Here is a 25,521-nt window from a genome sequence, read left to right as displayed (position 1 = left end):
GTGTTAGTGGTCGAGCGGTATGAAATAGCTCGTCACGCCGTTGCTCGCTAACGCCTCGGACACCGATGCGACGCCGTCCGAGTCCCCTTCGACGTACAGTAACGCTATGCATAGCCCCTCCACATGGCTGTGGATCACTCCGCGTATAACCGGATGCCCGCTCTCGATGATGCGACTCACTTTCTCTCGCTCCTCCGCGCTCCTAGCAGTTGCCACCACGAGGCCGCAACACGCGTGCCTACGATGCGCGTGTTTAGCGTTGTTTAGGAACACTTTCAGGGCCTCTTCTACGATCGCCGACCGCGTCACGCTCCTAGACTTACTGAGCTCAACGAGATCGCGCCAAAGAGAGCTGTCGATCGATACGCCGAACCGCTTCTTTCTCAACCCCTTCTCCCCCTGCTAGCAATGGCAACGTAAATCGCTAACAACACGAGACCCGCCACGGCATTAGGCGAGACGTCTAGCAGCGAGCTTGCAAATAACGATAGCGCAGCCGACGACATCGAGAAAGCCACGCTAGCTGCGAGAGCTCCGCGCGAGCTGCTCGAGGCCGAGGCACCAGCGCTCCCTGGTATCAGGAGAAGCACGTGAGTCATCACGTAGCCCACGATCCTCAGCATAGTTACGACGGCGAGCCCCAGCAGACAATAGAAGAAGGCATCATATAGCCTCGCCCTGAGCCCCGTCAGCTCCGCCTCATTCGGTTGGAGGCCGATCAGCAAGACCTCTTTGTAAATGAGCGAGACCGAAATCATCACTACCATCGAGAAGACTAGGGCTCCGAGAGCCTCGGCCTCGCCCGCGAGCAGCGGATCGCCGAGTAACAGCGTCGAAACGCGTAGCGTCCCTGGATACTCGGAGGCGACGTAGTACGTGGTCAGGACGCCGAGCGAGGCTGTCAACCCGATCGATGCGGCGACCACTCGGTCGGGGTCTGCAGATCGAGACGCCGCTAACCCTATTGCGGCGCTCATCAGGGCTCCGGCGATCGCGGCGGCGGCGAAGTAGTTAAAGTCGAGAGCGATAGAGGAGATGTAGCCTACGGCGCTCGCTAGCAGAGCGGCGTGCGGCAGTGCGCCGCCTAGGAACAGCATCCTTCTAGCTACGAGGAGCGGGCTGAGCGAGCCGAATGCTAAGCACGCTCCTATCGTGGCAGCCAACCACGAGAGAGAGACGGGCTTGAGCGCCGCGAAGCTCAGAACGGCGGCAGAGCTTAAAGCCGCGATTAGCGGGAATACTTTAGTCTGGCTCAAGTTCCCTCCCCTCCGAGTAAATGAGCGCCATCGAGATGGCGATTGCCGCTGCTACCGCGGACGCTAGGAAGATCTCTCTCTCCCGCCTCTCACCACCAGTCAACCCGAGGAGGTCTCGAGCGCTCTCATAGCTCTCGAGAGCAAGCTCGAGGTGCTCGAGAAAGCCTGGCCCAGTCATCGGGGGCGGCACGACGATTGGCGGCACGCCCCACTTTAGAGCAGACCTCGCCAAAATCTCGTCGGCTTGGTCACAGTATTCCACCGTGCCGCCGAAGATCCGCCCGCAGACCACGACCACGTCAACTCTCTTCGTTCTGAGGGCCTCGAGGGCCTCCTCCGCGATATCGGGAGAGGGCGGGACGTCCGGCTCTATCGTCAACACGAGCGACGGTTCTACATTCAGAAATACGGCCGCGTATTGGACGAGCGGGGATGATATCACCCCCCTTAGCCTCGGAGCCTCCGCTGCCCTCGTCTCCAACTCTTCTATCCTGATCAACATGTCTCGCGCCTTCTCTAGGTAGAGATCTCGACCCTCCGGGTCGAGCTCGCTTAATAGAGATGCCACGAACGTCACGAAGCTCTTGAGATTTTCCGGGAGATACAAGACTCCGTGTAGATTAAGTTGGCTCGTCGCCGGATTTCTCAGAAGCTTGATTCCAGGCACTTCGTGTACCACGACGTAAGCTCTCGGCCTCAGCTCCCCGCGCTCGACGAGCTCTTGGATCCTTAACTCGAAGGGTGCGTGAAGCGTCGTAATAATCACGTCGGCTCTCCTCAGGAGCTCGACGTCGCTCGGCTTAAGAGCGTATTCGTGAGGATCAGGGGCTCCGCTCGCTACCGATACCACGCGAGCTCTATCGTCAACGAGCTCGAGCAAATCGCCGACCAGAGGATCCATCGTAACGACCACCGTCAGCTTCTCCTCGGCCTCCGCTGTGCACTTAGAAAGCGCGACCAACAGAAGCGCCACGAGCACGACCCGGAAGGGTCTTCTTATCATTTTGATGTGCACGCCTCCTCGGAGGGATAACCTTTAAGTTGTGCACAAATTAAAATCTGCGTCGATGGAGACTTGACGAGGTGCGAGGACTACTCACTCGAGGCACAAAGCCTCACAGTTACTTTAAACGGCGAACGGATTCTGCAGAATCTCGAGCTCAAGGTAGGAGGCCCGGGCCTGGTTCTAGTTGTCGGCCCCAACGGCGGGGGCAAGACTACGCTCCTGCGCACTATATTAGGTCTCATAAAACCTTCGTCTGGCCGCGTCATATTATGCGGTGAGGACGTGACTGGGAGGCCCTCGCTGGCCGGGAAGCTAGCAGGATACGTGCCTCAGTATCCGCTCACCACGGAGTTTCCCATGACCCCCCTGGAGCTCGTCTCCTTCGAGTGGCTGGCGAGGAGGCGCCGCTGGCCCCGCCTCAATTCTGGGAGAGCTCGCGAGGAGGCTGCGAGGTTACTCGAAGCCGTGGGATTGAGGAGAGAGGCTTGGTCGAACCCCATCAATACGCTCAGCGGAGGCGAGAGGCAGAGAGTCTTCATAGCGAGGGCTCTGGCCCACGACCCGCCGATATTGCTTCTCGACGAGCCTCTCGGGCCCGTCGACCCCGGCAGTAGGCCTCTCCTAGCCGAGCTACTGGCTGACCTCGCGCGCACCAAGATCGTTGTCGTGACCTCGCACGACGTCGAGCACCTGCTCGAGCACGCCACATATCTGCTGCTCCTCAAGCGGGAACGTTACGTGAGGGGTCCTCCCCACGCCGTCTGGAGAGATGAAGTTCTCGAGAGTTTCTTCGGTTCCCCGTGGCGAGGCGCTCTGGCACCGATCGGCACGTGCGTGAGGCGATGAGCGTGCTCCGACCGGAGCGTGACCTCTTCCTCTTCTCGCTAAGGCCTGAGTACGCCAAAGCCCTCTTCTCCGGTCTCAAGAAGTACGAACTCAGGCGGGGCGCCGGGTCGGACCTAAAACGCGGCGACCTGGCCGTGGTCTACGTGAGCGGGAGGATCAAGAGGCTCTTCGGTTGCTTCGAGATAGGCTCCGTATTCAGAGGATCCCCTGAGGAGGTCTGGAGATACGTCTCGTCTAAGAGAGATAGCGGCGTCGGGAGAGACGCCAAGAGATATATAGAAGGGAGCTCGAGGGCCGTGGCAATAGAAGTGGTGAGGCCGAGGGCCTTCTCGCTGAGACCGACGCTAGCTGAGATACGTTCTCTCTTCCCCTCGTGGAGTCCTCCGCTAAGCTACGTCAAGCTGTCGCCGACCGACCCCTTTGTGGTTTTCTTCGTGAGAAGGGCTATGGAGTCCATTCTCTAAATCGAGGCGAGGCCAGGTAAAGGAGCGCTCGCTCAGACCAGCCTAGCTCGGGGCGCTCCGCGCGGGGGATGCTCGAGGTAGGTCCCAGGGACGGCCGCGAACGAATGAGCGCAGCCATCCCAGGGTGAGGAGCGTCTGCGGCCTCGGGCGATTAGTAGCGGCAGGCTCGCCCCTCGGGGGAAACCCCCCTTGGGGCTTACACCCCCGCCCTATCGACCCCGTCTTCTACGGGAGCCCTCGTCCCGCCGCTCGGTCAAGCCGAGCGGCAGGGAACGGCCGCCTCGTCTCGGGGAGGGCTTCCCGCTTAGATGCTTTCAGCGGTTATCCCACGCGGCGTGGCTGCCCGGCGTTGCCCTGCCGGACAACCGGTAGACCAGAGGCCGCGGCGCCCCGTTCCTCTCGTACTAGGGGCACCTTCCCCTCAGGCGGCCAGCGCCCCCCGTGGGTAGAGTCCGACCTGTCTCACGACGGTCTAAACCCAGCTCACGATCCCCTTTAATGGGCGGGCAGCCCCACCCTTGGGGGCAGCTGCACCCCCAGGATGGGAAGAGCCGACATCGATGTAGCAAACCGCGGGGTCGATGGGAGCTCTCGCCCGCGACGACCCTGTTATCCCTGGGGTAACTTTTCTGTCATGCCCGGCCCCCACCAGTGGGGGCACGAGCGTTCGCTAGGCCGCGGTTTCCCGGCCGGACCCCTTACCGTCAAGGGTCCGGTCAGGCCGGCTTTTGCCCTTGCACTCTACGGAGGGTTTCTGACCCCCCTGAGCCGACCTTTGGGCGCCCGTGTTACCTTTTCGCGGGCGTGCCGCCCCAGCCGAACTGCCCACCTGACGCTGTCCCCCGGGCTCCTCCCCAGGGTTAGCCCCACAGGCGGGAGTGGGTGGTGTTTCATTGTCGGCTCTTCCGCCCCCGGAAGGGCGGATTCAACGCCTCCCACCTACGCTACGCACCCCCGCCCGTGAAGCAACGCCAGGCTGCAGTAAAGCTCCACAGGGTCTTCTCTCCCTACGGGGGGTTGCGGGACTGTGCACCCGCTCTGCGTGTTCGCGGGGCCCCGGGCTGGGACAGTGGGGACCTCGTTGATCCGTTCATGCGCGCCGGAACTTACCCGGCAAGGCATTTGGCTACCTTAAGAGAGTCAGAGTTACTCCCGGCCTTCAGCGGCGCTTCGCCCGGTTGTACCCGGGTTTCACGGACCGCCAGTGGCCAGGATTCACCCCCCGTACACACCCTTTCGGGCTAGCGGGGAGCTATGTTTTTATTAAACAGTCAGGTCCCCCTGGGCACTGCGACCTGCGGTCCCAGGTTTCGGCCCAGGACCGCAGGCACCCCTTCTCCCGAAGTTACGGGGCCAATTTGCCGAGTTCCCTAGCCCGGGTTAACCCCCAGACGCCTTGGGCTTCTCACCCTGGGGCACCTGTGTCGGTTCTCGGTACGGGCGCGGGGGATCGTTCCCGGCCCCCTTTTCACGGGCTCCGGGGGTCAGCCGAACCCGCCTAGCGGCGGGCCATTCCCCCCTCAGACCGGTTCTCGCCGTGACGGCACTCCCCGGTCCACGGGAAGTTAGCGGAGGCGGCGACCCCCGTCGGCCTACCCCGAAGCGTCGGAGGCCGGGCCTCGCGTTGCCGCGAAGCCTACCCCCGCGGCACGGGAATGTTAACCCGTTTCCCTTTCGCGGGCACCGGGTTACGGGCCCGCTTAGGACCGGCTGACCCTTGGCCGACGACCGTTGCCAAGGAACCCTTGCCCTTTCTGGCGGAGGGGATTCTCACCCCTCTTCGCTGCTACTGCCGCCGGGATCCGCGCTCGGTGCGGGTCCATCGGACCTCACGGCCCGACTTCTGCCCCGCCCCGACGCCCGCCTACCGGATCTCCACCGCAAAGCGGTGGAGCCCCGGGGTCTCGGCGGCCGGCTTAGCCCCGACCAATCTTCGGGGCCCCCGGCCTCGGCGGGTGAGCTGTTACGCACTCCATCTCCGGCGGGCTCCTCTCGTGAGGAAACGCCCGCCTTTAGAGGATGGCTGCTGCTAGGCCCACCTCCCCGCTGTCTTAGGCCGGGGACGCCCTTTGGGCTTGGCACTTAGCCGGCACTTAGGGGCCTTAACCCCGGTCCGGGTTGTTCCCCTCTCGGCCCTCAGGCTTACCCCGAGGAGCCCCACTCCCGCCATCTACGGCGGCCGCAGGTTCGGAGTTTGACTGGAGGCCGGAGCCTCTCGGCTCCTGCGCCCCCAATCAGTAACTCTACCCCACGACCGGCCTCCGGCGGGGCTGGGCTGAGACCCACTTCGGCGGGAACCAGCTATCACCGGGCTAGATTGGTCTTTTGCCCCTAGACGGGGGTCATGGGAACGAATTGCACGTCAGAACCCCTTCGGGCCTCCACCGGGGTTTCCCCCGGCTTCACCCTGCCCCCGCCTAGATCGCCCGGTTTCTGGTCTCACGGCCGTGACTCCGGGCCCTTTGGGACCCCGCCCCTCACCGCTCTCACGAGAGCGGCTGCGGGCAGTCGGTTTCCCTACGCCTTCGGGGCTCGACCCCCTTAAGCTCGCCACGGCCGTGAACTCCCCGGCCCGTGTTTCTAGACGGAAGGCGCGACCCCGGTCGCCTCCCCTCGTACTCGCAGGTCGCCCTGCTTTCCTTCGGGGGGCTCACTCCTTTCGGGCCGCGCCCTGTGTCGCCGCTCGGTTTCAGGCTCTTTTCACCCCCCTTCCGGGGTTCTTTTCAGCTTTCCCTCACGGTACTTGTTCGCTATCGGTCTCGGGACGTGTTTAGGCTTGGAAGCTGGTGGCTCCCAACTTCCCACGGCCAAGCCAGGCCGTGGTACTCTGGTCCTCGGCGAGGGCCACCGCGGTTTTGCCTACGGGGCTATCACCCTCTACGGCGGGGCGTTCCAGCCCACTTCGGCTACCGCGGCTAGGCCCTCTCGGGCTCGAAGCCCAGCCGAGGACCCTATAACCCCACATCCCCCCGCGCTCTTCGCGCGGGGGTTTGGTCTGGCCTCTCCCCCTTTCGGTCGCCCCTACTCAGGGGATCCCGTTTGGTTTCTCTTCCTCCCCCTACTAAGATGTTTCCGTTCGGGGGGTTCCCGCTCGGTACTCCTCCTCGCGGAGTTTCCCGAGCGCCGCCGGCTATTTGCCGGCGGCAGGAAGTCCCATTCGGGGATCCCGGGTTCAAAGGCCGCATGCGCCTACCCCGGGCTTATCGCAGCTTGCCACGCCCTTCGTCGGCGCCCGAGCCGAGCCATCCACCGAGCGGCTTGACGCCGCAGACGCCGGGGAACCTACCTTATCGAGCCCTCCGCGCGGAGCGCCCCGAGCTAGGCTGGTCTGAGCGAGCGCTCCTTTACCTGGCCTCATGGTCGGCGCTTAAAGACTCTCATCGCCCTAGCGCCGACTAGGCCCTTCACTCGGGAGCAAGAGCTCCCGAGTTGCATGAAGAGAGGCCGGCGCCGCTGCGAGCTCGAGCCGCTCGACGCGCCCTCATGTCTGCGCCGACGCGCCCCGCCGCCGGTCTTGGACCGCGACTGGAGGTGATCCAGCCGCAGGTTCCCCTACGGCTACCTTGTTACGACTTCTCCCCCCTCGCAGGGAAGAGGTTCGACCCGACCCCTCGCGGAGCCAGGCCTCACCCCTTCCCCACTCGGGTGGAGCGACGGGCGGTGTGTGCAAGGAGCAGGGACGTATTCACCGCGCGATGTTGACGCGCGGTTACTAGGGATTCCTCGTTCACGAGGGCGAGTTACAGCCCTCGATCCCTACTGCGGCCGGGTTTGAGGGATTGCCTCCCCCTTTCGGGGTCGGTACCCGCTGTCCCGGCCATTGTAGCCCGCGTGCAGCCCGGGGGTTTCGGGGCATGCTGACCTGCCGTGGCCCCCTCCTTCCTCCGCCTTGAACGGCGGCAGTCCCCCTAGTGTGCTCCGGCCCCGGAGGGCCGGATAGCAACTAGGGGCGGGGATCTCGCTCGTTACCGGACTTAACCGGACACCTCACGGCACGAGTTCGCCCACGCCGTGGCGCCCGATAGGGTATGAGACGCCACGGGCGTGTCTGGCGACGGCCATGCACCTCCTCTCAGCGCGTCGGGCAAGGTCTTCAACCTGGCCGTCATCCTGCTGTCGCCCCCGGTAAGTTTCCCGGCGTTGACTCCAATTAAGCCGCAGGCTCCACCCCTTGTGTGCTCCCCCGCCAATTCCTTTAAGTTTCAGCCTTGCGGCCGTACTCCCCAGGCGGCGGGCTTAACGGCTTCCCTGCGGCACTGGGCGGGCTCTAAGCCCGCCCAACACCTAGCCCGCATCGTTTACAGCCGGGACTCTCCGGGGCGGCCGGCTGGGGCGGTCTGCGATCGAAGATGAGAGATCGAGAGCTCCGGGTTGACGTGTACGATGCGTATGAGCGTAGATCTGGCGCGGGGCCCCGCTTCGAGGCGCTCTCCGACTCTTCCGTTATACAACGGAGAGCGGCGGTTCCCGTCCCAGCGAAAAACAGCTAATGCGCTCCCAGCCGTGCCGCCTACCCGGGTATCTAATCCGGTTCGCTCCCCCGGCTTTCGCCCCTCACCGTCGGGCGCGTTCCAGCCGGGCGCCTTCGCCACTGGTCGTCCTGCCGGGATTATAGGATTTCGCCCCTACCCCGGCAGTACCCCCGGCCTCTCCCGCCCCCTAGCCCGGCAGTATCCCCGCAGGCCCTCGGGTTGAGCCCGAGGATTTGCGCGAGGACTTGCCGGGCCGGCTACGGGCGCTTTAGGCCCAATAACCGTCCCGACCACTCGCGGGGCTGGTATTACCGCGGCGGCTGACACCAGACTTGCCCCCCGCTTATTGCCCCCGCCTTTTTACAGCGGGGAAAAGCTCCCCCAGAAGGGAGCACTCGGGGTGACCCCGTCACGGTTGCCCGCATTGCGGAGGTTTCCCGCCTGGTGCGCCCCGTAGGGCCTGGGCCCTTGTCTCAGGGCCCATCTGGGGGCTCCCGCTCTCACGGCCCCTACCCGTTATCGGCTTGGCGGGCCGTTACCCCGCCAACTACCTGATGGGCCGCAGCCCCATCCTCGGGCGGCGCGCCGGCGATAACCCCCGGCGAGCCCTTTCGGTGGAGGACCCTTCCAGGCGCCCCCCACCTATGGGGGATTAGCTCCAGTTTCCCGGAGTTGTCCCCCTCCCGAGGGTAGGTTAGCCACGTGTTACTCAGCCGTGCGCCACGCCCCGCAGCGGCGGGGCGTACGACTCCCATGGCTTAGCGCCACCCCGATAGCGGTCGGGTCCGGCAGGATCAACCGGAGTTACGGCCGCAAGATCGGCGGGGCGAATGTAGTGAAACACGGGGCGCGTCGACAGCGCCAGAGGGCGCGTCGAGCGGCTCGAGCTCGCAGCGGCGCCGGCCTCTCTCGGGCTCGAGTTTGCTCCATCCCTCCGACCAGAGGGATGGAGGGTCCTCGAGCCCTCACGCGTTGAGATTCCATCCTCCTATTATTATCTACGGGAAGCCGCGGTCTATTAAGCGTTACCGCGGCGCTCCTGTGCCCGAGGATGGAGGCTAGCCGCTCACGCCTGGAGCCCGCAGGCTCCGCGTCGCGGCTGCACCGCCGGACCTCGGGCATTGGATATTATAATCTGACGTAGATTTAAGGTTTCGCGCGGAGGCGCGAGGACTTTGAGCTTGAGGTTAGGACGCGAGCTCGGGCGCTACAGATACGACGTCGACGTGGTCGTGGTGGGAGGAGGCCCCGCTGGTCTCGCGGCAGCACTTTATTTGAGGAGGTTTGAGCTCAGCACCCTGGTGATCACAGAAACCATAGGGGGGCAGCTTTCTCTCTCCCCGCTTGTAGAGAATTACCCAGGCATTCCTGGACTTAGGGGCGCGGAGCTCGCGCTCAGGATGAGGCAGCAAGCGGAGAAGGCTGGAGCGACTATAGTGCTCGATAGAGTAGTAAGCGTGGAGGGCGAAGGCGGGAGCTTCGGGGTCTCAGGCTCCAGGGGAACCGAAGCCAAGGCCAGAGCGGTCATCGTGGCGATCGGCGCCAAGAGGAGAAGGCTCGGAGTGCCGGGCGAGGCTGAGTTCGTGGGCAGAGGCGTCAGTTACTGTGGGATTTGCGATGCCCCCCTCTATAAAGGGGCCAAGCACGTCGTAGTAGTGGGTGGGGGAGACAGCGCAGCCGAGAGCGCTCTCCTATTGAGTCGATTGGTCGAGAAAGTCTCTCTAGTGCACAGGAGAGACTCCCTGAGGGCTCAGCCGATCTACGCGAGAGCGTTGAGAGAAGCAGGCAACATCGAAATGGTTCTCGAGAGTAGGGTCGTGAGAATAATCGGAGACGAAAGAGTGAGAGCCGTGGAACTCCACAACGTCAGGACGGGTGAGAGCAAAGTCTTAGAGGTCGATGGCGTGTTCATAGAAATAGGCTTCGAGCCTGACGTAGAGTTCGCGAGGAGGCTGGGTCTCGAGACGGACGATGAGGGCTACATCGTAGTCAACGAGTGGATGGAGACCAGCAAGCCTGGCATATTCGCGGCGGGGGACTGTACAACCAAGTGGAAGGGCTTCAGACAGGTGCTCGTGGCGGCAGCGCAAGGAGCCATTGCGGCTCGTAGCGCCTATGAGTTCGTTCGAGGCTTAACGAGGGCCTCGCGAGCTTGAGCGCGTGTAGCCCTGGATGAGCGATTGGTGGACCGGCCGGGACTCGAACCCGGGACCTCTCGGGTGCAAGCCGAGCGCTCTTCCAGGCTGAGCTACCGGCCCCGCCGATAACTTCTCGAAACAGGTTTTAAGAATTCGGCGTGCTCTCCGAGTCTTCCTGAATTCTATCGGCCATTGGCACGAAGACCGCGATGCCATCCTCGAGGGTCACGTCCACTTCCTCGCCTATCTCGGGGTCTCTGTTGCTCTTCAGCCTGCCGAGCAGCTTCAGCCCTCCCACATCCGCTATGGCTACTCTGAGCGGAGGCGTGAAGCCTATGGGAGGCACGTATATCGTCGTGTACGTGAGGATCCTTCCTCGACAGTTTCCAAGCTTTTCGTAAAGAAAGTCTATAGAGCCGCAGCTGCATCTGGCCTTGTGGGGATAGTAGCGCTTACCGCAGTTGCGACACATCTGCACAATGAGCTCAGAGCTCATCACCAACCCACCTCGTAGACCAACGTATAGGCGTTGTTACCGAAGCCTCCCATGCTCATGGATATGGCCACTTCGACATCTCTCTTCACCTGTCTTTCGCCGGCCTCGCGCCTCAATTGGAGGAATATCTCGTAGGCCTGAGCAACACCAGTGGCGCCTATGGGGTGTCCCTTGCTCTTGAGCCCTCCGCTCGAGTTAATGGGCAGATCGCCGTCGAGAGCCGTGACGCCCTCCATGGTGGCTTTCCAAGACTCGCCCCGAGGGAAGAAGCCCATGCTCTCGAGCTCGACGAGCTCCAGTATCGTGGCCATGTCGTGGAGCTCAACAAGCCCCACGTCTCTGAGAGAGAGACCAGCTCTCCTGAGGGCAAGCTCCGTGGAGAGCCTGACCGCTCTCAGGTCTAAGAGATCCTCTCTCTCGTGTACAACATGCGTGTCCGTAGCCCCGGCGACCGACTTCACCACGACGGGCTTGCTCGTGTAGCTAAGAGCCAGCTCGAGGGGGGCCAATATTACAGCCGCTGCGCCGTCGCTTATGGGAGTATAATCCATTACTCTCAGAGGGTCGGCCACGATCTTTGAGGAGAAGTACTCCTCGAGCGTGATGCGCTTCTGAAAGTGGGCCTTTGGGTTGAGGCTGCCATTGTAGTGATTTTTTATAGCCACGTAGGCCAGAGCCTCCCTCGGGGCTTTATGCACGTGCAAATAGTACCTGGCTAGGAGCGCGGCGTAGCTGGGGAGAGTCACCCCAACCCTGCGCTCGTAGTCGTGGGTCAGGCCCGCTATTATCGTAGCGTTCTCTTGAGTGGAGAGGTGCGTCATCTTCTCACCGCCCACGACCATGACGAGTTCCGCCATGCCGCTCGCCACCATTAGCCAGCCAGCACAGAGCGCACTGCCTCCGCTACCGCTGGTGTTCTCAGTCCTCATCACGAGAGCCCCCTCGAGTCCCAAGTAACCGGCTAGAGTGTTAGCTACGCCTAGTCTTCCTTCGTAGTTCTCCGGGCTCATAGCGCCCACGACGAGCCCGTCGAGCTTTTCGACACGTGAGGAGCGGAGAGCTTCGAGGGACGCCTCGATCATTAGGTTCAAAAGACTTCTACCCTCGTGCTTACCGAAACGCGTCATCCCGGCGCCTATGATAGCCACGGGTCGCAAGAAAGATCCCTTGGGAGACGCTACTGCTACTGTCTATAAAAAATTAGCCTAGAGTTGAAAGATGATCTCTCGGGCTCGCGCGAGGAGAGCTGTTATTAAAGCGGGGGCTCGGAGATTTTAGCGGGCGAGCCGTGTTAGCTCAGCGCCGGGGTGGCCGAGCGGACCAAGGCGGTGGGCTCGAGACCCTGTTCCCGGCTCTTCACTAAAGAGGGAGACCCACTGCCCTCTGCGGGGCGCGCGGGTTCGAATCCCGCCCCCGGCGCCAACAATGCTTATTCCGTCTTACGCTCTAAAGATAAGAGCCTAGAGAACTCAAAGGCGAAGCGAGCGTGAACGTGGAGAGCGCCGCAGAACTCGAGAAGAGAGCGGAGCCGCTAGAGATGCTCAGACGCATTCTTAGGAAGCAACATTATCACTTTGTCAATAAACATACAGCCGTTAAGACTTGCAATTGGACTAAGAGCGCGATAACGAGAGGGATCTTCTGCTATAAGTGTAAGTTCTACGGAATAGAGAGCCATCGTTGTATACAGATGTCGCCGGCAGTGCTGTGGTGCTGGAATATGTGCGTTCACTGCTGGCGCGCGAGAGCTCAAGATCTGGGCTTTGAGTGGTTCGAAGTCTCTATGGAGAGCTACGAAGATGACGCGGAGAAGCTCGCTGACGCGGTTATCGATGCCCAGAGGAGACTTCTATCGGGATTTCTCGGGAATCCGCGCGCCAATAGAAAGTTGGCCGAGGAGGCAATGAGGCCAAAGCACGTGGCGATAAGCTTAGCCGGAGAGCCCACCCTTTATCCAAAGCTGCTCGAGCTCGTGAGGGCCTTCCACCGTAGGGGCATGACGACCTTTCTCGTGACGCGCGGCGTGAGGCCGGACGTTCTCGAGAGGCTGCGCGATGAAGAGCCGCCCACGCAGGTATACTTGAGCGTGGAGTCTTATACCAAAGAGATGTACGAGAGCGTGAACAAGCCAGCGGTCCCGAGGGCCTGGGAGCTCACCCTCCAGAGTGTAGAAGTGTTGAGAGACTTCGGGACGCCCACCGTGCTGAGGCTTACCGTGATGCGAGGCATCAACTTGGACGAGAAAGCCGTCGAAGGCTTCAGTTGGTTTGTCGATAAGATGCAACCAACTTTCGTAGAGGTTAAAGCGTACATGCACGTGGGGGCGAGCACGCTCAGGCTCCCCAGGATCGCCATGCCATCGCACGAGGAGGTGAAGAAATTTGCCGAGTCCCTGTCAAGGAGGACGGGCTATGGAGTGGCCAATGAGAGTAGGGAGAGTAGAGTGGTCGTGCTATCGATGCGTGATTCTTTCCCCAAATATGGCGAAGGTTGTCGATAGGGAGGCTTCGCTGAGCGCTGCCCTTAAGCTGAGAATGAGAAATAGAGGTGGAAAGATTAATTCATTATTCTATTCTATAATTAACCTATTCTATGCTGAGCACTTCTATGAAGATTTTGCTCTTCTCCGAGTAAACTCTAATAATGGAACTACCGCTTCTCGCTATGGATCTCTTTATTAGTGAGTGCGTTAAGCCTTCTATTCCCTCTTTATGGTCACGCGCCTCCAATACGATGGGGCGAGCTCCCCATAACGCTCTCACCCTCCTGGCGACTCTATCGTTAGGGACACCCACATAGAATCCCCCGTGTGGCCTGAGGCTCGAGAGCGCCTCGGCGGTCCTGCCCGTGAAGGAGTAAACTACGACCTCGCCCACTATCTTGGCAGCTAGATCTCTCACGACTTCGAGTACCTTGAAGTAGAGGTCCCCCTCGATAGGAGTCGCCGGCGGACGCGTGGTCGAAGCGAGCTTCTCGGCCTCGGTCGATATTCTCGCCAACCAAGCTACGGCCTCCACGGGATAAGCTCCCACGGCCGTCTCTGCCGTCAACATTAGGCCGTCGACTCCCTCGAGGACCGCATTGTATACGTCAACGACCTCGCTCCTAGTTGGCACAGGGGAGTTGAGCATAGAAGTCAAAAGTTGCGTAGCCACGTAGACGGGCTTCCTCGCGGATCTCGCGCTTACTATTAGCGATCGCTGTAGTGACGGAAGCTCCTCGAGGCCAAAGTGCTTACCCAAGTCGCCTCGCGCGATCACGATACCGTCAGACACGCGTAGTATCTCATCCAGGTTCCGAACACCTTCTCTCGTCTCGATCTTCGCAAAAACGGCAACGTCACCCGCCCCCAGCGATTCAAGCTCTCTCCTCACCTCGATTAGCTGCTTGGGGCTATCAACAAAGCTGACCATTAAGTGCGAGAAGCCTCGCTTCACGGCGTACTCGAGGTCTCGCTTATCTTTCTTCGTGAAGAGAGGAAGAGGGATTCTCTTACCGAGCACAGCTACCGAAGCGCGACTCGATATGCGCCCAGCCTTAACGACGATGGCTCGCGCTCTGCGCCTTTGGACTTCCTCTATCTTCAACATCGGCACCCCGTCGCCTATTAGCAACAAATCTCCGACCTCGAGCACGTCGAAGACTTCTTCGTGGGGGATCGGTAATCGGTCTCTCTCTAACGTAGAATCGCCCGGCTCGAGCAACAAGCTCTCGCCCACCTCGATCAACCTGCTGGGGATGTAGCCCAACCTAGCGTTAGGCCCTTGGAGGTCGCCCGCAAGAGAAAGAGGTCCCCTCTCGGTCTCCGCCTCTCGAATCCCTCGAACATACTCATCCCACTCCTCGGCGGTTCCGTGACTGAAGTTAATGCGGAAGACTTCAGCACCCTCCTTAGCCATCTCGACGACGACCTCCGCGCTTTTGCTCGCCGGCCCCAGGGTAGCGATGATTTTCGTGTTCCTCATGGGCAAAGGCACCAAGCCGCGACTCTGCACTCGTTCCAGATGATCGCCCGCCATTTAAAAACCAGCACAAAGGCGGCACTCAACCACCGAGCGGCTTAGGATACGTTTTAAGCAAGAGCTCCCGCACGAATTTTCACGCGTTTACGTTTAAAACTCTCTTCCGCGTCTTGTGTGTTGAGTTACGACGCGGGCGCAGGGGATCTCTTTGGTCAACAAAAAGTACGTCTACAGCTTCCTCGAGGCGGACCCGAGCGATAAGAAGAAGTATGGTGGCAAAGGCGCTGGCCTCGCTCTGATGAGCCGGGCCGGGCTCCCGGTGCCTCCTGGTTTCATAATAACGACGGATGCGTGCAAGGACTTCTACGCCCCAATAAAAATTGAGATGGAGTCTCTCCTGAAGGAATTGGAGCGTGACCCTCCCCCGGCGGTGCGGGACAAGATCATCAAAGAGCTCTGGTCGATGATAGACGCGCTCGATCTCCCCGCCGGCTTGATGGATGAGGTCCGCGAGTACATGGCATGGCTCGAGAGAGAGCGCGGTCTGCGCTTTGGAGACCCGAGGAGGCCTCTGCTCGTCTCGGTGAGGTCGGGAGCTCCCGTCTCCATGCCTGGGATGCTTGACACGGTCCTCAACCTGGGCCTTAACGACGAGACGGTAGAAGGCCTAGCTTCGATGACCGGAGACGAGAGGTTCGCCTATGACTCCTACAGAAGGTTCCTCCAAATGTTCGGTAAGATCGTATTGGGCGTCGACGAGAAGAGGTTCTCCGAGAACTTAGAGAGGATCAAGGCGAAATATGGTGCTAAATACGATGTGGAAATACCGCTCGAGGGCCTGAAAGAGCTCGTTGAGGAGCACAAGCGGGTCATCGTTGAGGAGCGAGGAAGCCTCGTCGCGGATCCCTACTCTCAATTAGAGCTGGCGATCAAGGCCGTTTTCAGGTCTTGGATGAACCCTCGCGCCATCTTCTACCGGTTGGCCAATAAGATAAGAAGCGATGTCGCCGAGTGCACCGCCGTCAATATACAATCCATGGTCTTCGGTAATATGGGCATCGACTCTGGTACGGGCGTAGTCTTCACGCGAAACGTCGCCACGGGGGAGAACGAGCTTTACGGTGAGTATTTGCCCAACGCGCAAGGAGAGGACGTAGTAGCGGGCGTGAGGACTCCTCTGCCCATTTCCAAGCTCAAGGACGCGTTCCCCGAGCTCTATAGGGAGCTTTACGAGAAGAGTAAAATGCTGGAAGTCATCGCTAGGGAAGTTCAAGACATAGAGTTCACTGTCGAGCGAGGCAAGCTCTTCTTCCTCCAGACGCGAGATGCGAAGATGACCCCCCTCGCGCGCGTGAAGACTGCAGTCGACATGGCCATGGACGGAATAATCACCAAGGAGGAGGCTGTGCTCAAGGTGAGACCGGAGCACGTGATTCAACTTCTCTACCCCAGGATCGACGAGCGAGCTGGTGTCAAACCGATCGCGAGGGGCCTAGCGGCCTCCCCAGGAGCGGTGAGCGGCCAAGTAGTCTTCGACCCCGACGAAGCAGTCGAATGGGCGAGACAAGGTAAGCAGGTAATATTAGTCCGCGTCGAGACGAAGCCCGACGATGTGCACGGCTTCTACGCTGCTCGCGGCATCTTGACTAGCCGCGGCGGCATGACTTCTCACGCGGCGGTGGTAGCCAGAGGGATAGGGAAACCCGCCGTTGTTGGAGCCGAGGCCATCAAGATAAGCTACGAGGAGAGCCTCTTCCGAGTAGATGGGCACGTGGTCAGGAAAGGAGACTGGATAACCATCGATGGCAGCACAGGCGCTATTTACCTCGGAGTGGTGCCGACTCAGCAGCCGGAGATAGGACGAGAACTCAAAATCCTCATGGAGTGGGCCGACTCCTTTAGGAGGATCGGAGTCAGGGCGAACGCCGACGTGGTCGAGGACGCGATCATGGCGAAGGAGTATGGCGCCGAGGGCATAGGGCTCCTACGCATCGAGAGAATGTTCCGCAAGCCCGAGAGGCTGGCTCTTCTGCGACAGGTGATCCTCTCCGAGAAAAGTGAGGAACGCGAGGCTCTAATGAGGAGGCTCGCTGAACTCGTCAAAGAGGAGTTCAAGAGGATCTTCGAGATCATGGACGGGCTCCCAGTCGTCGTGAGATTGATAGACCCACCTCTACACGAGTTCCTACCAAAGCCGGAAGAGGTTCTAAGAGAAGTCTACGAGCTCAAATTACAGGGAGCAAGCGCCGAGCTAATCGCCGAGAGAGAGAGGTTTTACAAGAGAGTGGCCGCACTCTACGAAGCCAACCCAATGATGGGTCACAGAGGTGTACGCGTGGGCATCACCTTCCCCGAAATTTACAGAGGACTAGCTAGGGCCATACTAGAGGCGGCTGCGGAGCTCTTGCTCGAGGGTAAGAGACCCATCGTTGAAATAATGATACCTCAGGTCTCTGACGTAGAGGAGATCAGGTTCGTGAAGAGATTCGCGATAGAGCCGGTAGCGTCGGCTATCGAGAGAGAGAAGGGGATCAGGGTCCCGTTCAAGATCGGAACAATGATAGAGACCGTCAGAGCGTGCTTAACCGCCGATCGAATAGCTGAGGAAGTAGAATTCTTCAGCTTTGGGACGAACGATCTCACACAGGCTACATTTAGCTTCAGTAGAGATGATGTAGAAAGCAAGTTCCTACCGCAATACCTGGAGCACGGTATCTTGAGGAGCAACCCCTTCGAAACGATAGATTCGATAGGCGTGGGGGAGCTTGTGAGGATAGGCGTAGAGCGCGGACGGAGAACAAGACCGGATCTAGAAATAGGGGTATGCGGTGAGCATGGGGGCGACCCCGCTTCGATAGAATTCTTCCTCAACGTCGGGCTAGATTACGTCAGCGCTTCGCCCTCTAGAGTGCTCGTCGCGAGGCTTGCTGCGGCTCACGCGTCGCTGAAGGCGAAGACGAGGGGCTGAGTAAGTTTTCGCGCGTTTTTCGCTTGAAATCATCTCATGTAAATGTGGGGAATGCGCAGGAAGGAATCATCAGAGTCGCTCCACTTCCTCATCGCGCGGCTCGGTTTTGTTGTCTCATCATGTTTAGCTTTTTTGTTCTTAGTTTTTACTTGGCTACGTACACTCTTATCTTTCATTTTCCTCCTCAATATTGTTCTCTCTGGGCGTACTCAACCTCTTGAGCCTTACCCCCACGAGAGCTCTCTCTTTGAACCTACGCAAACCCTCGAGCGCGCCCTCAACGACGCTCTCCACGTACCTTTCATCTTTTTCGTCGGGTCTCGCGTTGGTCCATAGACCGATCGCGCTCACCTCGCCTATTGAGAAAGCCGGTATGACTAGGGAGACGGCCTTGGCTTTCTTGGCTCTGACCGTCAAATAGAGCGCGGCCGTGTCCACGTCTATTGTCGTGATGCCTAATCTCCTTATCACGGTCGAAGCCGAGGTTCTACAAATCTCCTCGAGATTTCTAATCGGAGCTCCTACACTGAGGACTACCTCCTCCTCATAGTCGACACCAAGCGCCTCCAAGGACTCTGCCACCTCGATCGCGAGCTTAAAGCTCGCGATTGCCGGAGCTTCAGGTGAGTAGTACGCGTCCAGCGATCTATCAAATCTCGCGGCCCCGACACAGAGCACGAGCTGGGGTCGGCCCTGGACTAAGTACACACCCAAGCCTATTTTGACGAGAACCCTCGCCCCTTTCCTGAGGAGCTCCTCGAGTAGTACCGGTAGGAGAGAGGCGCCGTAACGCGTCACGACCACACTCGCTCCGCGGAAAGTCCCCACGGCAGAGCGAATCCAATAGGGCCCCTCAATTTCTTCGCGTATCCTATCGAGACGCTCGACGGCCACGTCGAAAATCCACTGGTTGTCGGTGAGCAGAGATAGCTCGGCTAGCTGCTCTGTCGGGACGAGCTCCGTGCCCTTATATTCTGCTTTTTCTCTCTCGCGCATCTGTCCCCTCTACCTTTATCTCCTCTCCGATCTGATACTCGCTATCTCGTCCTCCTCTTTAAGTGCATTAAGCGTCCCGATGAGGCTTAAGCGTCGAGGTCTCTCGGAAATTAGTGTAGAGCTTCTCCGACTCCTCCTCAAATCTTCTCAAATCGATTGGAAGTCCATCGATTAGTGCCAACTTTGGCTTGAGCGAGCTGAGCTCCAGGAGAAGCGATGAGCCTGGGCCCAGCGATCTGGGGCGCTCGTAGATGAGAAGATCGGGCGAGTACCCACGTCCTATCTGAGACTTTGATTCGTCAACTAAACTCCAGCCTGAGAACATCATTGATGCGAGGTCTCCCACCTCTATCTCTCTCCAACGCGTATAGGCTACGAGTGAGCGCTCTAAGAGAAGGGGCTGCCAAGAGTTCGTGTAAGGTGTGAGGAAGCCTGGCTCGCATAATCCCAAGAAGATTCTGCCCCGCATGGCATAAACGAGCTCATCCAACGGAAGCTCGCCTCCCCGCCCTCTCCACGCCGAGAGATGAGGACAATGCACGAGGCGGATTTCTCGCCTTTTCTTCGCAAGCTCTAGGTCGCGTGACGTGAGCCAGCCGCTAGTAACTACCACGAGGAGGTCTAAGGCCTCTCCCAACTTTGCCACAATGTAGTCGAGAGGAGAGCGACCGAAGACCTCGATGAACTTCAACGTAGTATAGCGGCTGAGCCCTGCTAAGAGAGTGAGAGCTCTTCTCTCCTCGACTATCTTTTCCACCTCATCTAGAGATGCTCGCTCTTCTCGCAATAGCTCGGTCTCTGAGAGACAGACAAGAGTCCTATCGTGCGCGAGAGGATGCCTCTCCAGGGCTCGCGCTGCCGAGCTCGTGAGAGTCACGATGCCAGTCGGAACCGCCATAGAGAGGCCGGTGAAGCCCAGAGCTAAGTGCCACGTCAAGTTCCACCTAGCTAGGAGCTCAACGTCGAGGGGGCCAATCGTGGTCCGTGGGCAGAGATCGTCCCCCGGGACGCTGGCGGTGAAGGCGTCGAAGGGAGCTTGCGCCGCCACTCCGCCGCCGCAGTCTATTACGAGACCGCTCTTGTCCTTTTCCCCCACCCTCAGGCCCCATGCATCCAAGAGAGCGGATTCTGCTCGGAGAACGCTCAGCCTATCATTGATCGATCCCACGAGGGCAGATAGATTCTTTAAGAGGATCGGCTCACGAGCACCTTCCACGGCCTTGCACCGCGACGTCACGCTTAATAGAGGGGTATCGGTCTATTAAATAGGCCGTAGCCTTCGCTCTACGTTTTAACCGGACGATGTCCCGCCGAGAGGTGCTCAACGATCCGCTCTACGGAAGAGGTGGAAAGGGCTTGAAGTGTCCGCGCTGTGGATCGAGTATGGAATACAAGATGGAGTCCGAGCGCGTGAACGGGGCCTCGCGTAAGATATCGTCATACTACAAATGTGTAGCCTGTAACTATAAAATGTCAGATCAGAATATACTGATAGTTTACTCAGACAAAACAATAAAGTTTATAATATCAAAATAATTTTTCTCTTTTCGTAATAAATGAAATAGATCCCACTCTCCTCTAAAGGTCCAACCGCAACGGAGAGGTAGTAGTCTTCTCATGGTTAGGACTAAATTACTTAAATTATTATCGTCGGAATGCGGAGCCGCAGACCTCATCTCAACGTCATTCGATCTAGTAGGGGACATAATAATTCTCAGGCCGCTAATCCCTCTCAGAGATCCCCTCTCCTTAGAGGAGAGGCTCGGCGAAGCGGCAAAATGCGTTGCGGAGAGGCTCTTGGCCAGGCTCCCCTACGTCAAATCGGTCCACCTAGCGTCGACGCCTATTGAGGGTGAGTACAGGACGAGGAAGCTCATCTACTTGGCTGGAGAGAGAAGGACGCTCACGATCTACCGTGAGCACGGCTGCTCCTTCGTAGTAGACGTGGAGAGAACCTTCGTGACTCCGAGACTCAGCTTTGAACGTAGAAGGGTGGCCGAGCTAGTGCGAGCCGGCGAAGTAGTTGTGAATATGTTCGCCGGGACGGGGCTCTTCAGCGTGCTGATAGCTAAGCTCTCGAGACCAAAGGTCGTCTACTCTATCGATAAGAGTCCGCTGGCTTACTCCCTAATGGTGGAGAACGTCAAGCTCAACTCGGTCGAGGGAGTAGTCGTGCCGCTATTAGGCGACTGTAGGGAAATAATCAGAGAGAGATTGCGAGGAGAGGCCGACCGCGTCTTAATGCCTCTCCCGAGCTTTTCTGCGAGTTTTTACGAGCATGCCATCGAGGCTCTACGAGAAGAAGGAGGGATAATACATGCATACGAGTTTGTCAAACTGAGACGCGGCGAGAGTAAGCGAGAGGCCCCTCTCAGGGCCTTCGAGAGAATACGTGAGATAGTGAGGCACTTAAACGTTGAATTGGACTATTTGGGCGGTCGAATTGTTAGGAGCGTAGGTCCTAGAATGCTCCAGGTAGTCGTAGATTTTCGAGCACGGAAGCCCGGAGGAGGCTCGGGCTAGGAGCCCCTGTGGAGAACGCGAGCAATTAGCGAGCCCCTCCCCTCCATAGCGAATGGGAGCCAGCCAAGCGCCGCGTACGCGAGAGCTGCGAATTCGAGAAGCAGAAAGAGCGGGCCCAGCGTCTCCAAAGGACGAGGGAAAGACGCTATGGCTAGCGGGACCGCGAATCTGGCGAACCAGAGGCTCCCCCCATCGCGCATACGTGATGTTCTCCTCCTCCTGTAATACTTCAACGGAGACGCGCTGAGAAGCGCTAGGAGAAGGAGAATAGCCGGATCCATTGGGCACCCGGAGTAGATGCTCGCTATCATTAAGATCGTGTGCACATTCAAAGGTAGGCCGGCGAAGTACTCGCGCGAGGGTACTCTGCGCACTAATCTCCAATATGAAATTGTAATTATCGAAGCGGCATACATCGTCGCGAGCGCGTCGTGGAGAAACGTGTAATAGATCACGGAAGGGGTCACGATTTGGTGTAATCTATCGAATACGCGATCAAGCAGCTCGCCACGTTCGCTGGTAGTTCCCAGCCTCCTGGCGAGATAGCCGTCTAGGGCATCTACAGATAAGCAGACCATCACGAGTCGACACGCTAGCTCCGTTTTCCCCTCCATGGCAAAGATCAGCGCGATGACGGCTAGGGGGCCTGTCGAAAGCGTGAGGATATCGGGCGCCCAAGAGACTATTGAGTCGGGCCGAAGTCGGGTCCTCTGAGCGTCGCCACTAATCACGGCTAGCTCATCTCGCCGGCTATAGTCGTGTCGGCGAGTCAGCCGAGTCCCAGCTCGCCGGATACTATACTAGAGTTCGCTCAACGATGTTACGCTCGACGTATTCCGGCTCTAACATGCTGACTATGTAGTCGAATGCGTGCTCGGGTCTCGTGTGCGCGCCACAGCTGTAGACGTCGATGGTCGCGAAAGCGTGCTCCGGCCAGGTGTGGACCGAGATGTGGCTTTCTAGTATTATCGCCACTACAGAGGCGCCTAGCCCTATCTTCCACGCTTTCACGTCGAGGAGCCTCATATTGCCTATCTTCACAGCCTCACGCACTACGTTCTCTAAGAAGACGCTGTCCATGAGCTTTTTGACGTCGCAATTGTAGGCGCTCCCGTAAACGTGCTTACCGTAAACCCTCGGCGCTCTGTGTTGCGTCTCGAGAGCCCTTCCTGTCACAGTCCTCGCCGCAGTGCGGGCTCCCTCCACCTCTCGAGCACCGGGGTTAAAGCGAGAACCCCGTGAAATTTAAACATAGCCTCATAGACTAGATAGTTGAAACTCGCCGGATAATGCGAGTATCAATGGCCCGACTGCGCACATAACGCGGGCGACTCTCATGGTAAATGGAAGTAGCGGGGAGATCACGCGTTCCGAGAGACGGATGAGAGCATTCTTCGATTACGATATAATAATAGATAACAAATTTGACATATATGTTGTACTGGGTAATTTTCATCCGCCCGGTGCGGTGCTAGCCGTCAAGAAATACTCGCTGGCTCCCCCTTCAACTGCTTGGCCCTGGAAACTAGGCGGCGCAGGGCTTAAGCGAGAATTTGAGGTTTGTGAGCCATCGGTAATGAGTTCCAGTCAACGAGTTTACTGGGACCTCGAGCTGAAAGCCCCCTTCCCTGTGCTTTCGACGTCAAGCGTGCGCGCGCATTTATTGCCAGAGCTCGGCCTCGAGAGGCTCATTAAACGTGCTCGAGACGTGCTCGAGATGCGCGCGCTAGAAGCGGTAGACCGGTTACATTCGCTTGCCGGAGTTCCAAGCAACGCTCTCGGCGTTACCGGGAGCCTGCTCTTGGGGACGCAGAAGTTGGGGGTCAGCGACGTTGACCTCATCGTCTACGATTGTTCATACGCTGGGGCGATCCGCGAGGTAGAGCCGCTGGAGCCTCTCCGCGGTCGCGATCTTCTTGAGTGGTCGCTGCGGGCCTCCCGTAGAACGGGGTTGCCCCCCACCTCAGCTGTTATGCTCTATGATAAAGCGCGACGCGGTTCTCTCGATGGTATGCTCGTATCGATCCTCTACGTTGAGCCGAGGCCTCGTCGCGCGGCTCCACTGATTGGTTGCAATTATCTCGGTGAGGCCGAGCTATTAATCGAGTTCGAGCCGCTGGGCTGCCAGCACCATTACTTCCCTCACATACTCGAGGGCAGAGTGCTCGAGGTCCTGCGAGCACCGCGCGCTATAAGCTCGAGGCGAGGAGGAATCAAGGTGATCTCCTTCGAGTCGCTCTACGCCTCGATCCCGGACCTCTACCCCTCCTGTCGAGCTGCGGGCAAATTATTTGAGTGCCATGATGGAGCATACGCTCTCTTAGTCGGTCTAAGGGAGGCGCGAAGTTTTCTTGTTCCTCTCGGGTCTCTCTCGGTTGAGCCCGCGGGCTTCTCCGCGAGATAGAGCGACTCGAGGGCCCTCCTTAGCAGGTCCCTCCTAGCTCTGAATAAGGGGAAGGAGGACGCGAGGGCTCCGCTAACCGTAAATAAGAGAAAGAGGGCTCTCCAAGTCACCGTGATCCTTTCCCCCAGAAAAGCGGCTAGGCCTAACTCAAAGAAGCCGCTGCCCCCGGGCGTTGGCATGACGCTCATCACGTAGGTCGACGACAAAGCCCCAACTAGCAGCACCAGAGAAGAAGGCTCCGCAGGTGGCCCCTCTCCGGGCGAGTACTTGAGCAACGCGGCCAATCCCAGCGCCTGGGCATACTGGGCCAAGAGGGTGGTGAAGAAAGCGGCCGCGTGCAAACTCAGTCCCATGGTTCTCGAGAGAACCCTTGCAAAGTAAGCGTATCTCCGCGAGAGCTCCCCGCTGATGCGGGGGAATCTCCTTGCGAGTCTTTCGAGTAGCCTGAGCATCGGGCTCTCCTCGCGCGCAGTCGCCACGAGGCCTGCTACCCACACAATGAGCAGTAGAGCGGAGACTAGCACGGCAAACGCGGTCTTGGGGAGCATGATCACTCCTACCGCTAACGTGAGCGCCGAGAGAACGACCGCATCATAGAACGACTCCAGCAGTCCAGCCGCGAACGCCTTTTCCACCTCGATCCTATTAAGCGAGATCAAAACCGCGACTCTGGTCGGCTCGGCCGCTATACTGCCAGGGCTCAAGAGGCCGGAGAGGTTGCCAAGCAGCCTCGCCGTTAGCGCGCTCGAGAGGGATGCGCGGGCTCCGACGAAGTGCACCAAAAGATATAACCTTAACGCTCTAACGAGCTCGCCCACCGTCAGTCCCGCGAAGACCGAAGCGGCTCCGAAGATTCCCACCTCGGAGAGCGCTTCGAGCGGATTTACGCGCAACGCCAGCGAGAAGATAACATACGCGGTTACAACCGTGAGCGAGCTGACCAGAAGCGCTGCTATGGCTTTAGTCGAGATAGTCAATCCCGGCTCGGGCCCCCCCGCAGTCTAAAGGCTAAGAGTCCGGCGACAACTTAAAGTGCAGCGGCTCCTGAGGACGCGAGGGGCTTCCACACATTGGTGGAAATTATAGATGAAGAAGTCTTGAAGAAGATTGCGTTGGCTGGTAAAATCCTCGCTACAGTCAAGAGAGAGGCTAGAGGGCTCATCAAGCCTCACCGCAGCTATCTCGAGATAGCTGAGAAGATAGAGAGCCGCATAAGGGAGCTTGGAGGCGAGCCGGCCTTTCCTTGCAATCTGAGTTGGGGGAGCGAGGCTGCTCACTACTCTCCTCTCCTCGACGATACGAGGACTGTGCCTCCCGAGGGAATAATGAAGGTGGACGTTGGAGTGCATATAGACGGCTACCCCGTTGACGCTGCCTTCAGCGTAGACCTCTCGGGCGAGAATCAACTGTTGATCCAAGCCGTTGAGGAGGCTCTGGAGAGGGCTCTCGAGGTGGTCGGGCCCGGTGTCAAGGTGAAAATTATCGGTGAGGTTATCGAGCATACGCTAAAGCGATATGGCGTGAAGCCCGTGAGGAACCTAGCCGGTCACACTATGTCGAGATACAGGCTTCACGCGGGACTCAGCATTCCGAACACGAGTAGCGGGGGGTCAGGCTCCTTAGGGCCGGGGACCATAGTAGCTTTGGAGCCCTTCGCCACGACGGGGATCGGTTATGTGGTCAATGGCGACGCCGTCACGATCTTCTCCTTTACTAAGCCCTACGTTAAGGCGAAAGATGGGGGGCGAGATGATATTTTCGCAAATATTTACTCACAGAGATCAACTCTGCCGTTCACCGAGCGATGGTATGCCAGGCTCGGCGATCTTGCGAGCTTCAGAAAAGGCCTCGCCGATCTCCGCAAGAAGAAGTACCTGACCGAGTATCCCGTATTGATAGAAGCGACGGGCCATCAGGTCTCTCAGGCGGAGGAAACCGTTGTGATCTTAAAGAACGAGGCGATAGTAGTAACCAGGTGAGAGAGCAGGCG

The 25,521-nt window shown here is 59.0% G+C and carries 18 protein-coding genes, 2 tRNA genes and 2 rRNA genes; 8 read left to right on the top strand and 14 right to left on the bottom strand.

Features of this window, described 5'->3' with window-relative positions; all coding sequences use genetic code 11:
- Positions 1-3: 3 nt before the first annotated feature.
- From QXU97_02095 to QXU97_02085, 3 genes are read right to left on the bottom strand one after another with little or no spacing between them, the layout of a single operon-like run.
- A complete protein-coding gene (locus tag QXU97_02095) occupies positions 4-387 on the bottom strand; it encodes a ribbon-helix-helix domain-containing protein (protein ID MEM4035394.1) in 384 nt (127 codons plus the stop codon).
- Complete coding sequence (locus tag QXU97_02090) at positions 384-1,256, bottom strand: metal ABC transporter permease (GenBank protein ID MEM4035393.1); 873 nt, start codon at positions 1,254-1,256, stop codon at positions 384-386. The genes QXU97_02095 and QXU97_02090 overlap by 4 nt, the downstream gene beginning before the upstream one ends.
- Positions 1,243-2,271 (bottom strand): zinc ABC transporter substrate-binding protein, encoded by a 1,029-nt coding sequence (locus QXU97_02085; protein MEM4035392.1) that lies wholly within the window; start codon positions 2,269-2,271, stop codon positions 1,243-1,245. Before QXU97_02085 ends, QXU97_02090 begins: the two co-directional genes overlap by 14 nt.
- A gap of 60 nt (positions 2,272-2,331) precedes the next feature.
- On the opposite strand from QXU97_02085, the gene QXU97_02080 reads away from it, so the two are divergent.
- A complete protein-coding gene (locus tag QXU97_02080) occupies positions 2,332-3,108 on the top strand; it encodes a metal ABC transporter ATP-binding protein (protein MEM4035391.1) in 777 nt (258 codons plus the stop codon).
- Positions 3,105-3,572 (top strand): ASCH domain-containing protein, encoded by a 468-nt coding sequence (locus tag QXU97_02075; GenBank protein MEM4035390.1) that lies wholly within the window; start codon positions 3,105-3,107, stop codon positions 3,570-3,572. The genes QXU97_02080 and QXU97_02075 overlap by 4 nt, the downstream gene beginning before the upstream one ends.
- A 131-nt stretch (positions 3,573-3,703) precedes the next feature.
- On the opposite strand, the gene QXU97_02070 is transcribed toward QXU97_02075, so the two are convergent.
- A 23S ribosomal RNA gene (locus QXU97_02070) occupies positions 3,704-6,846 on the bottom strand.
- 252 nt (positions 6,847-7,098) lie between these two features.
- A 16S ribosomal RNA gene (locus QXU97_02065) occupies positions 7,099-8,849 on the bottom strand.
- The 16S and 23S rRNA genes sit together here, the layout of an rRNA operon.
- Before the next feature lie 376 nt (positions 8,850-9,225).
- Here QXU97_02065 and trxB point away from each other — a divergent pair.
- Positions 9,226-10,200 (top strand): thioredoxin-disulfide reductase, encoded by a 975-nt coding sequence (gene trxB / locus QXU97_02060; protein MEM4035389.1) that lies wholly within the window; start codon positions 9,226-9,228, stop codon positions 10,198-10,200.
- Between the two features lie 25 nt (positions 10,201-10,225).
- Here the strand turns inward: trxB and QXU97_02055 are convergent.
- The 3 genes from QXU97_02055 to QXU97_02045 all read right to left on the bottom strand — a co-directional run bounded on the left by QXU97_02055 (position 10,226) and on the right by QXU97_02045 (position 11,826).
- Positions 10,226-10,302 (bottom strand) — tRNA-Ala (locus QXU97_02055).
- 25 nt (positions 10,303-10,327) lie between these two features.
- Positions 10,328-10,678 carry a hypothetical protein gene (locus QXU97_02050; GenBank protein ID MEM4035388.1) on the bottom strand — a complete coding sequence of 117 codons (351 nt, stop codon included), beginning with the start codon at positions 10,676-10,678 and terminating at the stop codon, positions 10,328-10,330.
- On the bottom strand, positions 10,678-11,826 hold the full coding sequence (locus tag QXU97_02045) for a hypothetical protein (GenBank protein ID MEM4035387.1): 1,149 nt from the start codon (positions 11,824-11,826) through the stop codon (positions 10,678-10,680). The genes QXU97_02050 and QXU97_02045 overlap by 1 nt, the downstream gene beginning before the upstream one ends.
- 153 nt (positions 11,827-11,979) lie before the next feature.
- Between QXU97_02045 and QXU97_02040 the strand changes: the two genes are divergently transcribed.
- Together QXU97_02040 and twy1 are read left to right on the top strand one after the other, a co-directional pair.
- Positions 11,980-12,100: transfer RNA gene (locus QXU97_02040), tRNA-Ser, on the top strand.
- Between the two features lie 64 nt (positions 12,101-12,164).
- On the top strand, positions 12,165-13,178 hold the full coding sequence (gene twy1, locus QXU97_02035; GenBank protein ID MEM4035386.1) for a 4-demethylwyosine synthase TYW1: 1,014 nt from the start codon (positions 12,165-12,167) through the stop codon (positions 13,176-13,178).
- A gap of 85 nt (positions 13,179-13,263) precedes the next feature.
- On the opposite strand, the gene pyk is transcribed toward twy1, so the two are convergent.
- Positions 13,264-14,655, bottom strand: coding sequence for a pyruvate kinase (pyk, locus tag QXU97_02030; protein ID MEM4035385.1), 1,392 nt, complete (start codon positions 14,653-14,655; stop codon positions 13,264-13,266).
- Between the two features lie 193 nt (positions 14,656-14,848).
- Between pyk and ppdK the strand changes: the two genes are divergently transcribed.
- Entirely contained in the window at positions 14,849-17,608 is a 2,760-nt protein-coding gene (gene ppdK / locus QXU97_02025; GenBank protein ID MEM4035384.1) for a pyruvate, phosphate dikinase, read from the top strand.
- Positions 17,609-17,773: 165 nt separating this feature from the next.
- On the opposite strand, the gene QXU97_02020 is transcribed toward ppdK, so the two are convergent.
- Positions 17,774-18,604: a hypothetical protein gene (locus QXU97_02020; GenBank protein MEM4035383.1), complete on the bottom strand. Its 831-nt coding sequence runs from the start codon at positions 18,602-18,604 to the stop codon at positions 17,774-17,776.
- A gap of 67 nt (positions 18,605-18,671) precedes the next feature.
- Positions 18,672-19,820: a hypothetical protein gene (locus QXU97_02015; protein MEM4035382.1), complete on the bottom strand. Its 1,149-nt coding sequence runs from the start codon at positions 19,818-19,820 to the stop codon at positions 18,672-18,674.
- Between the two features lie 401 nt (positions 19,821-20,221).
- Here QXU97_02015 and QXU97_02010 point away from each other — a divergent pair, with 401 nt between their 5' ends.
- Positions 20,222-21,127: a class I SAM-dependent methyltransferase family protein gene (locus QXU97_02010; GenBank protein ID MEM4035381.1), complete on the top strand. Its 906-nt coding sequence runs from the start codon at positions 20,222-20,224 to the stop codon at positions 21,125-21,127.
- Here the strand turns inward: QXU97_02010 and QXU97_02005 are convergent.
- From QXU97_02005 to QXU97_01995, 3 genes are all read right to left on the bottom strand, one after another.
- A complete protein-coding gene (locus QXU97_02005) occupies positions 21,124-21,858 on the bottom strand; it encodes a CDP-alcohol phosphatidyltransferase family protein (protein MEM4035380.1) in 735 nt (244 codons plus the stop codon). The two genes, QXU97_02010 and QXU97_02005, sit on opposite strands and share 4 nt — an antisense overlap.
- A 64-nt stretch (positions 21,859-21,922) precedes the next feature.
- Positions 21,923-22,333 (bottom strand): adenosylmethionine decarboxylase, encoded by a 411-nt coding sequence (gene speD / locus QXU97_02000; protein MEM4035379.1) that lies wholly within the window; start codon positions 22,331-22,333, stop codon positions 21,923-21,925.
- Between the two features lie 1,053 nt (positions 22,334-23,386).
- The gene (locus tag QXU97_01995) at positions 23,387-24,508 is read right to left on the bottom strand and encodes a lysylphosphatidylglycerol synthase domain-containing protein (GenBank protein MEM4035378.1); all 1,122 of its coding nucleotides are present in this window, start codon (positions 24,506-24,508) and stop codon (positions 23,387-23,389) included.
- A gap of 96 nt (positions 24,509-24,604) precedes the next feature.
- Between QXU97_01995 and map the strand changes: the two genes are divergently transcribed.
- On the top strand, positions 24,605-25,510 hold the full coding sequence (gene map, locus QXU97_01990; protein ID MEM4035377.1) for a type II methionyl aminopeptidase: 906 nt from the start codon (positions 24,605-24,607) through the stop codon (positions 25,508-25,510).
- Positions 25,511-25,521 lie beyond the last annotated feature (11 nt).

This window comes from Fervidicoccaceae archaeon, from assembly GCA_038878695.1.
GTDB lineage: Archaea > Thermoproteota > Thermoprotei_A > Sulfolobales > Fervidicoccaceae > JAVZVD01.
The sequence above is the reverse complement of the archived record's forward strand: the minus strand, read 5'-3'. Positions and strand labels throughout refer to the sequence as shown.